Source organism: Rhodococcus sp. RS1C4 (genome assembly GCF_002258225.1).
GTDB classification, from domain to species: domain Bacteria; phylum Actinomycetota; class Actinomycetes; order Mycobacteriales; family Mycobacteriaceae; genus Rhodococcoides; species Rhodococcoides fascians_E.
The window spans coordinates 195,879-209,968 of record NZ_NOXZ01000011.1 but is presented as its reverse complement, the minus strand read 5'-3'; the positions used below and the strand labels follow the sequence as shown (position 1 = coordinate 209,968).

Here is a 14,090-nt window from a genome sequence, read left to right as displayed (position 1 = left end):
CCGACTATGAAGAAGTACCAGCTGTTCGTCGACGGAGATTGGGTCGACCCAGACGGAGGGAAGTGGACTGACACCGTCGATCCGTATCGAGGTGAAGCTTGGGCACAGATCCCTCTCGGTAACCAGAACGACGTCACACGGACGGTATCGGCAGCGAGCCGTGCGATGACCGATGGACCGTGGTCGTCGATGTCGGCGTCGGCGCGCGGAAAGATCATGCGCCGTTTGGGAGATCTCGTCCTCGCGAACGCCGATCACTTGGCGGCCGTCGAGGTTCGTGACAACGGAAAGCTTCTCGCTGAAGTCAACGGACAGTTGGCGTCGCTTGCTGAGGTTTGGTACTACTACGCCGGGTTGGCAGACAAAATTCAGGGATCGACAATCCCCATCGAGAAGTCCGATTCGGTTGCCTTCACGTACCGAGAGCCGATCGGGGTTGTCGCAGCTCTCACCGCGTGGAATTCGCCGCTGTGGTTTGCGGCGGTCAAGTGTGCACCGGCGCTTGCCGCCGGGTGCACTGTGATCGTGAAGCCGTCGGAGTTCGCCTCTGCCAGTACGTTGGAATTCGCCGAGCTGACCAGGCAGGCCGGGTTCCCTGCCGGTGTGTTCAATGTCGTGACAGGACTCGGCCCGGACGTCGGCTCGGCGCTCGTGGAACATCCCGATGTCGCGAAGATTACGTTTACCGGGTCCGATACGACCGGGGCGAGGGTGTACGAGAGCGCCGCCCGCACGATGAAGCGCGTGTCACTCGAACTGGGCGGAAAATCACCGAACATCGTGTTCGAGGATGCGGATCTGGACAAGGCTGCGACAGGAGTGGTGTCGGGGATTTTCGGTGCCTCAGGCCAGATGTGTTCGGCCGGCTCGAGGCTGCTCGTCCACAGTTCCATCAAGGACGCGTTCACCGAGAAATTGGTGGAGATTGCCCGCAGCATCCGACTCGGCGATCCGAACGATCCACTGACCAATGTGGGCCCCATCGCTACGCCACCTCAATATCGAAAAGTACTGGACTACATCGAGATTGCAAACGCCGAGGGAGCTCGATGCCTTCTCGGTGGACGGCCGGCGAGTGGCGCGGATCTTACCGGTGGCCAGTTCATCGAGCCGACAATCTACACAGACGTCACTAACGACATGCGGATCGCGCAGGAGGAGGTGTTCGGCCCCATCCTTTCGATCATCGAATTCGAGGACGAGAAACACGCGATCGCCCTCGGTAACGACGTGGCGTATGGCCTCGTGGCTGGCGTGTGGACCGAAAACGTCGGGCGTGCGCTGCGAATGTCGAAGGCCCTCGACGTCGGCACCGTGTGGGTGAACACCTACCGTACGTACAGCTACATGGTTCCATTCGGCGGTACCAAACAGTCCGGTTTGGGTCGCGAACATGGAATAGAAGCCGTGGACGGATATCTCGATACCAAAAGCATTGTTATCTCCACCGACGACGGTGCACCAGCCAATGCTTTCGTGATGCGCTGAGTCAGTTAGTTGTTCGTTGAGATCGGAATACCAAAGAGGGAGAAGCGGCATAATGACGCCTTCGAAAACCATGGAAGATCATTCGACGACCCCCGGGCAACGACTGCTCGGACGCAGAATCGTTGTGACCGGCGCGGCGTCGGGGATCGGAAAATCCACTGCCCAGCTGTTCGCGAGTGAGGGTGCTTCGCTCGCGCTACTGGATCGTGACGAACAGGGCGTACTACAGTCCGCCGAACTCACCGGCGGAACCGGTTACGCAGTCGACATCACCGACGAAGAGGCGGTCACGGACGCAGTCGATCGGGCGGCCACTGCGCTGGGCGGCATAGACGGCGTAGTCAACGCCGCAGGAATTATGTTCCGCGGCTTGGCATCCGATGTCACGGCGGCGGACTGGCGGCACGTGCTGGAGGTCAATTTGACCGGTGCGTACATAGTTCTGCGTAGTTGTATCCCCTGGCTACAGAAGGAGGAGACCGCGACGATTGTGAACATTGCGTCAGCGCAAGGCTTGCTACCCAATGCTCCCGGATACACCGCATACGCCGCCTCCAAGGGCGGAGTGTTAAACCTGACACGCGTTCTCGCCGCCGAGCTAGCACCGACAGTCCGAGTAAACAGTGTGTGCCCCGGGATGGTGGACACCGCGATGGCGGACGGACACCGAAACAACGTTGGGAACTATGCGCTGGGCCGTTTGGCTGAGCCGATCGAAATTGCTCGTTCGATTCTGTTCTTGACCAGCTCGGAGTCGTCATACGTCACAGGCTCAGCGCTTGCGACCGATGGAGGCCGGTCCTTTCACTGAACGGGCTACTTGCCAACCGCATCGGACGATCTGGAGCTGGGCGACTCTTCGACCAGCTCCAGATCGCCCGATGTAACCGCGGTGCGGCGCCTGTGACGCACGCAGACCACGCACAATACTGCGATGTCGACTGCAATGAGTATCGCTGCGATCATCGCGACAGCAGGCATGTGGCCGAGCCCGTAAGCGAGAGGTGCCAAAACGGCACCCGTTGAACCACCCGCGAAGACGGCGACCATGAACATGGTGTTGGCTCGCGCCTCGTACTGCTCGTTCGCGGAGAGCACCCTCGTCTGGTTTGCTGCCTGCAGCGATTGGTTGCAGGCTGTCACGACGAACAGTGACACCGCGAACAATGCGATGTGATTAGAATCGAGTGCGACGGATATACAGGCGCACAACAAGACCGGCAGGCTCACGGCGATCACTCCGAGTGATCCGAATCTGTCGATAGCAGGGCCGAAAAGTGGGGTTATCACAACCGCGGAGAGGCCGACCAGTCCGAAGAGTCCCGCGGACGCAACAGACCAGCCGTGGGTCTCCGACGTCAGATGTATCACGCTGACAGTCCAGAACATGTTGAACGTCGCGAAGGCGAAGAACTGTATGCACGAAGATTCGACGAGTTCGGGACTACGTGTGGCGAGTCTCAAAGTATCTGCCAGAAGTACGCGGTATTTACTACCCGGTGCGGGAGTTGTCCACTCCACCTGCAGAATTCGTCGAGTAAGCGGAATGGTGAAGAGGATCATCGCGGCGAAAGCAGCTACGACGAGCCTCCATCCGATCGAGTCGACCAGCAGACCGGCAATGATTCGGCCACCGAAGACCCCGATCAGAAGAGCGCCGACCATGGTCCCGGTAGCCCCGGACCGTTTGTCCTCCGGAGCCAATTTGCCCACCACCGGAATGAGGACCTGCGCAATATTTGCTACCAGCCCAACCGCAAAGAAGCTGACAGCGAGAGCAATGACGTCGGGCATCAGGGCGCACACTGCCAATGCCACGCCGAGCGCAGCCGACTGAATCGTGATGTGTCGACGCGGATGTACTCGGTCGGCAAGTGGAACGAACAGGAATATTCCGATCGCGTAGCCGAGTTGGACCGCGGTTGCCACTGCACCGGTGACCAACGGTGAGATACCGAACGACGCTGCCATGGCTGTCAGTAGCGCCTGTGGCAGGTAGATGATGCTCACTGCTACGGAAGCTGAAGCTGCGAGAATCAGCAGACGGATGGTCCAGGTTCGTTCTCGCGATGCCAATGTCGATCCTTGCTCTCGGCGTCGAATTCTCGTCGGTGAGGCGCATCAGGGGAGAGCGCCGATTCCAGACTGTCGATTCCACTCTACGTTGATCGGCAAATATTTCGTACGCACGGGAATTGGGCGATCGCGCCCGTTCGGCCGACGTGAGCCGCATGGTGACGGACATCGCGGGTCCATAGAGGCAGGCTATATGGGTGATCGCAAACCGATATTGGACATGGAATGGTGTATGCCTGTTAATGGTAGTTGACCCGGCAGGTCCTTCAGGGAAGGGTATTGTGGCATCGCGCTGGAAGGGCGATCGGACTGAGTCTCTTCGGCCGCTCGTAGCTGTGGCCTGCGTCTTGCGATCGCGTCGACCGCCAGCCGGCTCTTGTTTTGAACAATATACGGCCACGCCAATGCGCCACGCGATATGTTTACGCGTCGCGACCTGCGGAGGTAACCGTTCGTCCCATGAACCGTTCGCCGAATTTGCTCTGATCCAGAATTCGGTGCCACCAAGAAAGAGGATATCGTGACAAAAAAGATTGCAATTCTCCATACGAGTTTCGTTTTCGTCTCCGTCGAGCCTGTGATCAACGACTTGATCGCCGAGTTGATCCCCGATGCGGAGGTAATGCATTTCGTGGACTCCGATGTTCTGGCCACAGTCGTTCGCGAAGAGGGAATCTCTCCGAAGAGTGAAGAGCGGATGACCCGTCTTGCCCAGGCTGCGGAGGCCGCAGGCGCCGACATCATCTTTTCCGCGTGTTCCTCCCTCGGCCCGGCATTGGATGTTGCTGCGCAGAACGTGAATACCCCCGTAGTCAAGATCGACGAGGCGATGGCACTCCAAGCCGCCAGTGACGGTCGACGGATCGGCGTTCTGGCAACGGTGCCGACCACTCTGGGCCCTACGTCCGATCTAATCGAAAAGAAGGCCGTCGAGATCGGCCGCGAGGTGGAAATCGAGCAGCGGTTGTGTGAGGGTGCCTTCGCGGTTCTGATGGCGGGAGACCGCGAAAAGCATGACGCACTGATTATCGAGCAGGCGACGAACCTCGCCGAGAACGTCGACCTGATCGTCCTGGCGCAAGCTTCTATGAACCGACTCGCCGAGGTCTTGCAGCAGAAAACCGGCGTCACGGTGTTATCCAGTCCGCGCATGGGTGTCGGTTACCTTGCTCAACGCGTCTCTCAAGTGGCCGTCTGACAGATCCGAGTTGGTCTACCACGAAACCGAACTAGCCGTCACAATGGAGTGCGCAGTGTTGCTCGAACATGAAGTGTTGTCAGCTTTTCCCGAAGAGGTGGCGATTTCAGCGTCGACCGTGTCGGAGAACATCGCGCAGGACGGCGACAGTTCTCGGGTATTGGTCGTACTGGATGATGACCCCACAGGCACGCAATCCGTGTGGGACGTACCGGTACTCACCCGGTGGGAGCCGAGTGATTTCGACTGGGCCTTCAATCACATTCGAGAAGAGGAAACCAAACCGGCTGTCTACGTACTGACCAACACGCGCAGCCTCAGCCCGGCTCAAGCCGCTGCTCGCAACGAAGAGGCGGTACGAAACGCGCTGACATCCGCGGCGACCGTAGACAGCCACTTGACACTGTCGTTTGTAAGCCGCAGTGACTCGACTCTGCGTGGACACTACCCACTAGAGCCCGATGTCATCGCCGCCACCGTGAAAGCAGTGACCGGCGATGGCACCGATGGCGTTGTAGTTGTTCCTGCATTTCCCGACGCAGGTCGGATCACCATCGGTGGAGTCCACTACATGCGCGCAGCGGGTACCGAGTTGGGAAACCTGATACCCGTCGGGGAAACGGAGTTTGCGAACGATGCCAGCTTTGGCTTCGTCCACTCGTCGTTGCCCGAGTACATCGAAGAGAAGTCGGGCGGTCGTTTTCCCGCACAGTCAGTGATCGTTCTCGACCTGAACGTAATTCGAGCGGGTGCGGCGGCACACGACCCGAGCGTCTCGGCCAAAGCTATTGCCGATGCTATCGACCATGCAACGAACTCGACTCCGATCGTCGCAGACGTTGTTACAGAGAACGATCTTCGAGCCTTGGCGCTGGGGCTGCTTGAAGCCGAACGACGCGGAAAAAAGTTGCTCTATCGAGTCGGTCCGCCGTTTGTCCGGGCGCGCATCGGTCAGGAAATCCGTGCCGCTCTGGTGTCGGACGACGTATACGCGAGCAACACTTCCGCCGAAGCCGGTGGATTAATCGTGGTGGGGTCGCATGTCGCAATTACCACCCGTCAACTCAGCGCCCTTACATTGGCTCACGGATCGGCTCGCGTCGTCGAAATCGACGTCGAGCAGCTATTGCATGCCGGTCGCCTAACGTCCGACAACCCGTATATCGACGGTATTGTTGCCGATGTCGTCGATGGATTGCATCACGGAGATGTTATCGTGCACACTTGCCGATCGCTCGTCAAGACCGATGAAGCGTCGTCGAGTTTGGAGATCGCTCGAACCGTCTCCGCGGCGGTCGTTGACGTTGTGAAGAGGACCCTCGAAGCCTTTCCCCCCCGGTTTGTCATCGCTAAGGGAGGCATTACGTCTTCCGACGTTGCCGCATACGGTATGGAGATCCGCCACGCGATCGTGCGTGGGCCTATGCTGCCCGGCATTGTCTCCTTGTGGGAGCCAGCCGAAGGGCCTGGTAAAGGCATCCCGTACGTCGTCTTCCCCGGTAACGTCGGCGACGATCAGTCGCTGGTCGATGTCACTCGAAAACTGAGTAGCAAATTCGGGCAAGAAGTCGGCGGTAGAGCATGAGCACATATCGCGCTTCGAGATTGTTGGTAGTCCGACAGCTTGGTTTCACTGCTGGGCGTTGGCACGGCGTCCTCTGATGCGCACGCGACTCGATGATCTGGTTTCCACGAGCCTGTCGCGTGGGTCGGCTGTGCCCGCCTTCACCTGTTACGACTTCACGACGGCGCTCGCCGTTGTCGCTGCTGCGGAGACTTCCGGCTGCGGAACGACGTTGCTGGTCGCTCCCAAGGTGGCCGCGACCGAGAACGGGCGCCGGCTGATCACGGCACTTCGAGGCCTTGCAGACGGAGCGGCAGTTCCGGTCGCAGTCCAGTTGGACCATGCCGGAGACTTGGAAACAATTGCCGCGGCTGTGGCGGCGGGGGCTGATTCCGTTCTGGTGGACGGTTCTGCACTCGCGTACGAGGACAACATCGCGTTGGTTCGAGCGGCACGAGAGCTCATCGGCCCGAACATCGTCATGGAAGCAGAGCTGGGTGGCCTTGCTGGCGACGAGGACCGTGCTCATGTCGCGTCCGATGCCGAGGAATCAGGTGCCGGCCTCACCGATCCCAAGTTGGTCACGGACTTCCTGGCCCGGACGGGTGCTCAACTTCTTGCCGTTGCGGTGGGCAATGTTCACGGCACATACCGCGGAGAACCACAATTGAAATGGGATGTTCTGCGCGACGTCGCCACGTGCACCTCGGTACCACTCGTCTTGCACGGTGCATCGGGGATTCCAGCGGAGGATCTGGTCAGGGCGAGAACGATGAACGTGGGCAAGATCAACTTCAACACGGAGCTGCGAACTGGCGTTCTCGAGGTTCTCGAACGCGAAATCCGTTCGTACCGTGCAGACGGGGAGAACCTGCTCGGTTTGCTGGGGCAGTGGGATGACGCTGCCCGGGCATTCGGCGTCGCGACCCTGGCGAACCTTACTCGCTAAAGGCCACGGAGCCATCGGCACCGAGTATCCTGTCGAAAGAACGGCAGGAGTTCTTGCTGGAGTATTGCGAACGGATGGACCGTACAGCCAAACGTGCAGCGTCGGTGAAGGTGTTTTCTACGACTCAATTCTTCACTAAATCTTCTGCACCACCGAGATATTGAGCTGTTCGGTGATAATTTGGCGATCGAGAAGCCGGTCGTGGCCCCTGTCGACACGCCTGCTTGTAGACGGGCACTTCTCCACTCGAAATGGCTGCCCCGCGTGTGGGGGATGCCTCGGCCGAGAGCGAAGTGCCGAATCGACCGGGTGCACCGCGCATCGTGTCCATTTCCGGGCTTGGCCGACCGAAATTCGAGCTGGCGAAACGCATTCGCCGCGTCCGGCACCTCGATCGACCAGCTGTTGGTCGGTGGAAATCGCTGTGATCTATATGCTGAATTGGATTTCGGTATTGGACGTGAGCGAGCTGTGACGACTTAATGGACATCGAGCCGAACGTGATTCGTGCAACACGGAAGACGATTGACATTGCGCGCGAACAAGTATGCCATCGCGCCGACTCTTGCCGTCTGAGCCGGCGAGGACCACCCGGCGATCGGTGCTTGCGCTCGACGAAAATAGAACACCAACCAAAGGTATGTTTCTGTGGAAGCCCAATTTCGAACATGTCCGGTCGATCAAGCGATGCGAGTCGTACGGCTCCTCGGTCTCGGTACCGATCCGCTGCTGAGGGGAGCGGGGCAGTGAGCACACGGATGGATGCGGGTAGACGCCTCGACAACCTACCAATGGGAAAGTTTCATCGACGCATGATCATTCTGGTGGGACTCGGAATGTTCTGGGATGCGTTCGACAACAAGCTTTCGGCTGCAGTACTTGCCTCGATGCTGCCTACCGGATTTTCGACACTGCAACTGAACTCTTTATTTCTGTCGTTCACGTTCGCGGGACTGGCAATCGGAGCAGCGTTTGCGGGTTGGCTCAGTGACCGTGTCGGCCGAGGCTTTGCATTTCAGTTCAACCTGGGGCTGTTCGCGGTGTTGGCGCTGTGCGCCGCATTTGCGCCCAACATGGAAATTCTCATAGCCCTGCGCTTTCTCATGAGTATCGGAATGGGTGCGGAATACGTCATCTGCTACGGCATGATCACCGAATTCATTCCGCGTGCTCGCCGTGGTCGGTATTTGGGGATCCTCGGTTTCTTCGGCGGACTGGGGGTGACAGTGTCCGCAGTCTTGGGTTGGTTGGTGATTCCCACATTCTCGTGGCGCGCGATGTTCGTGATCGGGGGCGTCGGCGCGCTCGTTGCGTGGTGGCTACGCCGTTCGATGCCGGAGTCGCCGCGTTGGTTGGAGTCACGCGGACGGTACGAGGAAGCCGAAGCGGTCATGCAGGAAATCGAAAGGCAGAACGGCACCCCGAATACCCTGACCGACTCATCGTCGAACTGCAATGCGGCGTCGACCCCGGTCGGCGAGAAGGCCGAGTGGGTGCCGATAACGGTGTTGTTCTCCCGACCTGTGGTCGCGCGGACAGCTATGGCGCTGTTCCTCACGGTCATTTGCCTGTTCGGTTCCAACGTAATTACGGGTTGGATGCCCACCTTCTTCGTCGAGCAGGGGCTTACCGTGTCTCGATCACTAGGCTTCAACGCCGCGATCATGTCCGGGTATGTCGTGGGGCCGTTGCTGTGTGTTCTGATCGCAGACCGTATCGGTCGTCGAAACAGCATCGTGATATTCGGAACGCTAGCTGCGATTTTCGCGGGTATCTATCCTTTTATGCAGCACCCCGCGCTGATCGTTGTCATCGGATTCATCTTGGTCGCGATGGCTGCATCGTTCTTGACGATGTGTCTCGGCACAGTGCCTGAGTTCTTTCCGACCGCTTTCCGTTTTCGAGGCGGCGGATTGACTCAGACCGTCGGCCGTGTGGGGTTGATCTTCTCCCCGTTCATCGTTCTTTGGTTGTACTCCCACTTCGGAATCGTCGGGGTGATCCTGGCTCTTTCTGGCTTGTATGTGATCGCGACTCTGATGTACGCCGTTGCTCGCGTCGACACTTCTCGAGAGGCTCTCAGCCAGATAGCCGAGCAGGCTCGGTCCGGACATGGTCAAGAAGCCGATTCTGGGCCGACGAAGGATACCGACGTGTCGGTCGTAAACACGCGAACCGGCCACTGAACCGTAAACCACACAAGGGAGCCACGAAATGGATGCTGTAGTTTTTCTGGGCGAGAACAAGATCGAGGTTCGTCGCCTACCGGATCCAGTGCCAGGTCCGGACGAGGTGGTAATTCGCGTCAAGGCCTCCGGTATGTGTGGCAGCGACCTGCATCACTTGCACAGCCCGCAACGGCCAGTGGACGCACAGGTGATCGAAGGTCATGAGCCGTGTGGTGTTGTCGAGTCGGTAGGAAATGCGGTTCGACCCACCGAGCCACAGGTGGGGGATCGTGTCATGGTGCATCACTACGACGGTTGCCGCGCATGTCAGTATTGCCGCTCGGGCTGGACGCAATATTGCCCGAACGGCCGCATCGTGTACGGGGGTCTCAACGGTGACGGCGGACATGCTGACTTCATGAAGGTCCCTGCGCACACGCTGATCAAGCTGCCCGAATCTCTGTCGTTCAAGACCGGAGCTGCAATCTCGTGCGGAACAGGTACCGCATTCGCGGCAATCAAAAGGATCGATTTGAACGCTACCGACACGGTCGCGATCTTCGGTCAGGGTCCGGTCGGGTTGAGTGCGACACTGCTGGCGAAAGCATTCGGTGCTCGAGTCATTGCTGTCGATATCGATCCTGCACGACTCGAGATGGCGAAACGGTTCGGTGCCGATTTCGCCGTCAATTCGGCCGAAGTGGACGCGGTGGACTCCGTTCGAGCACTGACCAGGGACGGCGAAGGTGCAGACAAGTCGATCGAGTGCAGCGCCAACGCGACCGTGCGACAACAAGCGGTCCAGTCCATTCGGCAGTGGGGGACTGCGTGCATGGTGGGTGTATTCGGACCCTTGGAGATAAGCAGTGACGAACTGATTCACCTTCACAAGACGATCGTGGGGTCGCTCACGTTCAGCAAGAACCTCCAAGAGGAATGCGCATTGTTCGTGGCGGAGCGCGACCTCGACATTGAGGCTCTGTTCACAGACGAGTTCCGAATCTCGGAAGCTGAACGTGCATACAGACTGTTCGATCGACGTGAGATCGGGAAGGGTGTCTTCGTCTTCGATTGACGGAGCTGTGTCGATCGGGCAGGAGAGGCGCTTGAGGAATGGCCACTAGTCTCGCGAGCTCAGTGGGCTCGCACCTCTTGTTTGGACAATGAACGATGCCCTGTCGGTGCGCTCCTCGGCAGGGCCTTCCTTCGTCGGGTCTCTCGCACCATGCTGGTGACATCGACCAAAGGAAGGATTGCCGTGACAGACCAACCAAAGCAAGTGGGAGGCGGTCGGGCAGTATTCGGAGGATTCGCCCCTAAGCTAGCCGAACTCACCGATGACTTGCTCTTTGCCGACGTCTGGAACAGGACTGAACTCGCCGCCCGTGACCGTAGCCTCCTTACCGTAGCGGTGCTCACCGCCGGAGGTGACACCGAGCAGCTTGGTTTCCACCTCGGTCGCGCTATTGAGAATGGCGTGACGCAGGACGAGCTAATCGAGGCGATCACGCACGTCACGATGTACGCGGGCTGGCCCAAGGGGATGGCTGCGATGGGCATCGCGAAGAAGTTGTTCGAGGGGCGGGTAAGTGCCGAATAAGTTCGAGCTGCACATATATTCAGACGAATTGATCGACGGGAAGTAGATTCGTGAACATAGAACCCGCTGTTTCCACCACCAAAAACCCTTCAACCCAGTTCGCCGGTGATGTCTGGCTGGATCCGATCGCGCTCCCGCACGAGTCGAGTCAGACCATGGTCGTAGCGACAGTTCGTTTCGCCCCAGGAGCTCGCACGGCATGGCACTCCCACGAGAACGGTCAATACCTGCGTGTCACGCAGGGAATCGCCCGTTTCGGAAGCCGCGACGGCACCATCATCGAGGTGCACGCCGGGCAGACTCTGTACACCCCTCCTGGTGAAGAGCATTGGCACGCTGCAGCTCCGGAGGTGTTTATGGAACACATCGCGATGCTTCAGAACGGTGAGGATCCTGCCACGACGACGACCTGGGCCGAACACATCACCGATGACGAGTACGAGGGCCGCTGAGTTAATCGGCGGCAATCGATCGCTCGGCCCCTTGCACCACTGGTCGATCTTCGATCAGCACCGAGGAACCGATGTTCATAGTGCCGGAGCCTTCCGGCCCAACGTTGTGATGAGGGTGTTTACGCCGATGACCTGCCCGTTCATGTTTGCGAATGATTCACCGGGCTACTGGAATCGATCGAAGCGTCGATTCGAATCATCGTCCCTAGGCCGGCGTTTCACGTGACTGCCGACCGAGTGCATTGTCCATGAACTCAGGGTAGTGCTATTTGCGGTAGTGAACCACGACCTACCAGTACAACGTCCGCGCTGTCGCGACGTCGCATACTACGGTCTCACGTGCAGTGCTGATCGCGCAACGGATTCGATCGGTTCAGCTCGCAACGTGGGTTGTTTCGTCGTCGGATTCCGCCCACCCTTGCCGTGCCCCCGACTTGTCACCGTGGTGAAGTCTGCAATCGGCATCACCGCGAGGCTGCGCTCGCTGCCTCGCCCTCAGCTATTCGTACGCAACTGGAAGGTTGGGGCCGTGCCCAATATCGGACTTGTTCTCGTCTGCCTGGCCGGAGTCTGCGCGCCGTATCTTCTCGGTGCAGCTTCGGTTGTCCTGTTAGCGGAGTCTGCGCTGCTCGTGGGGCTCGTTCTGCCAGGGACAAGCACCGTGCTCATCGTTGGGTCGGTCGTCGGGCTGGGCCGCGTTGACCCAATCGTCGCGGCTGTCGTGATGGTCGTGGCGTCGTCCGGGGGTGCGCAGACAGCCTTCTTACTACGCCGCCGTCGTGGTGACGCTGGTTCGACACCCATTCCTCCGAAGAGAGCGGTGCCTTCATCGAGGGTGCTTAGACGGGCACAGAACGCTTTCGATCGCCATGCCACTGTCGCCTCCGTCGCTAGCCATCTGTTCGGTGGCACCAGAACCTTCGGACCGCGGTTGGCGGCAGCTTCCCCGATGTCGTTCCGGACTTTCGCTCTGTGTAATTTTACTGCCGCGGCGCTGTGGGTGACCGTTTTGATGGTTGTGGGTAATACCGTCGGTGCCAATCCGAACGTCGCTCCGTATCTGATCGCTGCCGGTGTCGGCCTGATGGCTGTTACGTATGGCGTGGGATTCATACGGCGCCGGGGACAGACGCGGTCGGCGGGGCCTGTAGATACGCGACTGACCTTCGATGTAGCGACGTCTCCATAAGGAAGTTCTTCACTCTGCGTGGCGCGAACGCTTGACTGTCACGCGAGCTTTACCGGCGTAAACGGGGCGAGCACCACGTCTCGTACCAGCTACGATCGCCCGTGTAACTCAACCAACATGTTGTCAGGTTGGTGAAGCTGCTCGAGGCTCGCCGAGTACCCAGCCCTATGGTGCATAGACCGCGCTGCTGCAGGCAGGCCTCCCCAGATACCCTCAGACTCTTCGCCCTTCAGTGCGTAGTTGCGGCGTGTCAGTACTACGGAGCACCAGCGACAGATGGATTTTGCATCTTGTTCGAAGTAGCGAAGGGTGTGTCCGCGAACCCCGTCAGGTGCGGAGAAGACTGCGCTCGGCATAGACCTACGTCGTGCATTCAGCTGCCGGTCCCAATTCTTGATTGTTGGCGGTGGCAGATCAGTCACCGGTGCTGCCGTTCACTTCGTACGGTTCTTGTAGCAGGCAGGGCAATTCGATTGTGAGGGTTTGCAATCCGGAAATCTTCATGTAATTTCGTTTGACGAGATAGACGCCGGACCGTCCAAGTTTCCTGTACATCGAAGTGCTGACGGCTGATTCCGACCGACTCTTGCGGAGTTCAACCGTTTCAGCTGCTTCTCGCGTTCGAATCTCTTCACCTCCCGCAGCATTGGTCATGGGTGAAGCCCTAGATGACGTTGTTCAAGAGAGTAATTGGATCGTCAGCCGCACATCCGACCTGCCAATCCGACCATCCTGGCCATCCACCGGAGGAAGACCCAGTTGATTGCCCTGACAACTGAGATTCGGAGCCCGCCCACGCCCAGCTATCGGTTCGAGCAAACGCGCACATCGAAATCTTCGAGGGCGCGTGAGGGGTTCCCTGACAGGGACTCCCTTTGCCCGGTTCGTCTCGATAAATTCGTCTTGTTGTCCGACAAATGCGAAGAGGGTATGCGATGAAGAGGATTCTGATCACTGGTGTTGTCGCAGTGGGGTTATTGGTTACAACCACTGCCTGCTCGCAGGCTTCGGACGAGTCGCCACGCGATGGGCTGACCGGTGAGTGGCGCATGACATCGCTCGAGGTCGGAACAGAGGGCAATTTGGCGCCGGTGCCGTACTCGGGTCAGGTCATCTTCACCAACGACACGATGTCCGTCCAGGCAATGAACCCGGATACAGCCGCACCGGACACCCCGCTGACGGTGCAGGGATACGAGGCGTACTACGGCGACCTCGTGACCGATGTGGATGCCGGAACATTCACTGTCACAGTTGAATCGGCGGCCGCACGTGACCTGATCGGGCAGACGTTCAACCGAAATTACGCGGTCGACGGTGACACTCTCATCCTGACACCGAGTGATCCTGTCGAAGGGTTTCGCGTGACGTACGAACGCCATTCGGCGTCGTGACGGTGAACGTGA

Annotated in this window: 14 protein-coding genes; 11 read left to right on the top strand and 3 right to left on the bottom strand. The window is 59.0% G+C overall.

Going from position 1 to position 14,090, the window contains the following annotated elements:
* Positions 1–6 precede the first annotated feature (6 nt).
* Both CH289_RS04515 and CH289_RS04510 read left to right on the top strand, forming a co-directional pair.
* On the top strand, positions 7–1,488 hold the full coding sequence (locus CH289_RS04515; RefSeq protein ID WP_094727444.1) for an aldehyde dehydrogenase: 1,482 nt from the start codon (positions 7–9) through the stop codon (positions 1,486–1,488).
* A 52-nt stretch (positions 1,489–1,540) separates the two neighbouring features.
* Entirely contained in the window at positions 1,541–2,299 is a 759-nt protein-coding gene (locus CH289_RS04510; protein ID WP_094727405.1) for an SDR family NAD(P)-dependent oxidoreductase, read from the top strand.
* 5 nt (positions 2,300–2,304) lie between these two features.
* Here CH289_RS04510 and CH289_RS04505 read toward each other — a convergent pair whose 3' ends face one another.
* Positions 2,305–3,498 (bottom strand): MFS transporter, encoded by a 1,194-nt coding sequence (locus tag CH289_RS04505; protein WP_143545038.1) that lies wholly within the window; start codon positions 3,496–3,498, stop codon positions 2,305–2,307.
* 643 nt (positions 3,499–4,141) lie between these two features.
* Between CH289_RS04505 and CH289_RS04500 the strand changes: the two genes are divergently transcribed.
* The 8 genes from CH289_RS04500 to CH289_RS28995 all read left to right on the top strand — a co-directional run bounded on the left by CH289_RS04500 (position 4,142) and on the right by CH289_RS28995 (position 12,684).
* Positions 4,142–4,762 (top strand): aspartate/glutamate racemase family protein, encoded by a 621-nt coding sequence (locus CH289_RS04500; protein WP_218828448.1) that lies wholly within the window; start codon positions 4,142–4,144, stop codon positions 4,760–4,762.
* A gap of 55 nt (positions 4,763–4,817) precedes the next feature.
* A complete protein-coding gene (locus tag CH289_RS04495) occupies positions 4,818–6,347 on the top strand; it encodes a four-carbon acid sugar kinase family protein (RefSeq protein WP_094727443.1) in 1,530 nt (509 codons plus the stop codon).
* Positions 6,348–6,423: 76 nt separating this feature from the next.
* Positions 6,424–7,275, top strand: a complete 852-nt coding sequence (locus CH289_RS04490) for a class II fructose-bisphosphate aldolase (RefSeq protein ID WP_094727442.1) — start codon at positions 6,424–6,426, stop codon at positions 7,273–7,275.
* Positions 7,276–8,087: 812 nt separating this feature from the next.
* The gene (locus tag CH289_RS04485) at positions 8,088–9,461 is read left to right on the top strand and encodes an MFS transporter (RefSeq protein ID WP_218828447.1); all 1,374 of its coding nucleotides are present in this window, start codon (positions 8,088–8,090) and stop codon (positions 9,459–9,461) included.
* A 28-nt stretch (positions 9,462–9,489) separates the two neighbouring features.
* Positions 9,490–10,518: a zinc-dependent alcohol dehydrogenase family protein gene (locus tag CH289_RS04480; RefSeq protein WP_094727401.1), complete on the top strand. Its 1,029-nt coding sequence runs from the start codon at positions 9,490–9,492 to the stop codon at positions 10,516–10,518.
* 183 nt (positions 10,519–10,701) lie between these two features.
* A complete protein-coding gene (locus CH289_RS04475; RefSeq protein WP_094727400.1) occupies positions 10,702–11,043 on the top strand; it encodes a carboxymuconolactone decarboxylase family protein in 342 nt (113 codons plus the stop codon).
* Positions 11,044–11,198: 155 nt separating this feature from the next.
* Positions 11,199–11,495 carry a cupin domain-containing protein gene (locus CH289_RS04470; protein ID WP_462052390.1) on the top strand — a complete coding sequence of 99 codons (297 nt, stop codon included), beginning with the start codon at positions 11,199–11,201 and terminating at the stop codon, positions 11,493–11,495.
* Between the two features lie 262 nt (positions 11,496–11,757).
* Positions 11,758–12,684 carry a DedA family protein gene (locus CH289_RS28995; RefSeq protein WP_462052389.1) on the top strand — a complete coding sequence of 309 codons (927 nt, stop codon included), beginning with the start codon at positions 11,758–11,760 and terminating at the stop codon, positions 12,682–12,684.
* A gap of 89 nt (positions 12,685–12,773) precedes the next feature.
* On the opposite strand, the gene CH289_RS28990 is transcribed toward CH289_RS28995, so the two are convergent.
* Both CH289_RS28990 and CH289_RS04455 read right to left on the bottom strand, forming a co-directional pair.
* Complete coding sequence (locus tag CH289_RS28990; protein ID WP_462052388.1) at positions 12,774–13,106, bottom strand: WhiB family transcriptional regulator; 333 nt, start codon at positions 13,104–13,106, stop codon at positions 12,774–12,776.
* A complete protein-coding gene (locus CH289_RS04455) occupies positions 13,099–13,338 on the bottom strand; it encodes a hypothetical protein (RefSeq protein ID WP_094727396.1) in 240 nt (79 codons plus the stop codon). The genes CH289_RS28990 and CH289_RS04455 overlap by 8 nt, the downstream gene beginning before the upstream one ends.
* A gap of 395 nt (positions 13,339–13,733) precedes the next feature.
* Between CH289_RS04455 and CH289_RS04450 the strand changes: the two genes are divergently transcribed.
* On the top strand, positions 13,734–14,078 hold the full coding sequence (locus CH289_RS04450; protein WP_256977022.1) for a lipocalin-like domain-containing protein: 345 nt from the start codon (positions 13,734–13,736) through the stop codon (positions 14,076–14,078).
* The last annotated feature ends 12 nt before the right edge of the window (positions 14,079–14,090 follow it).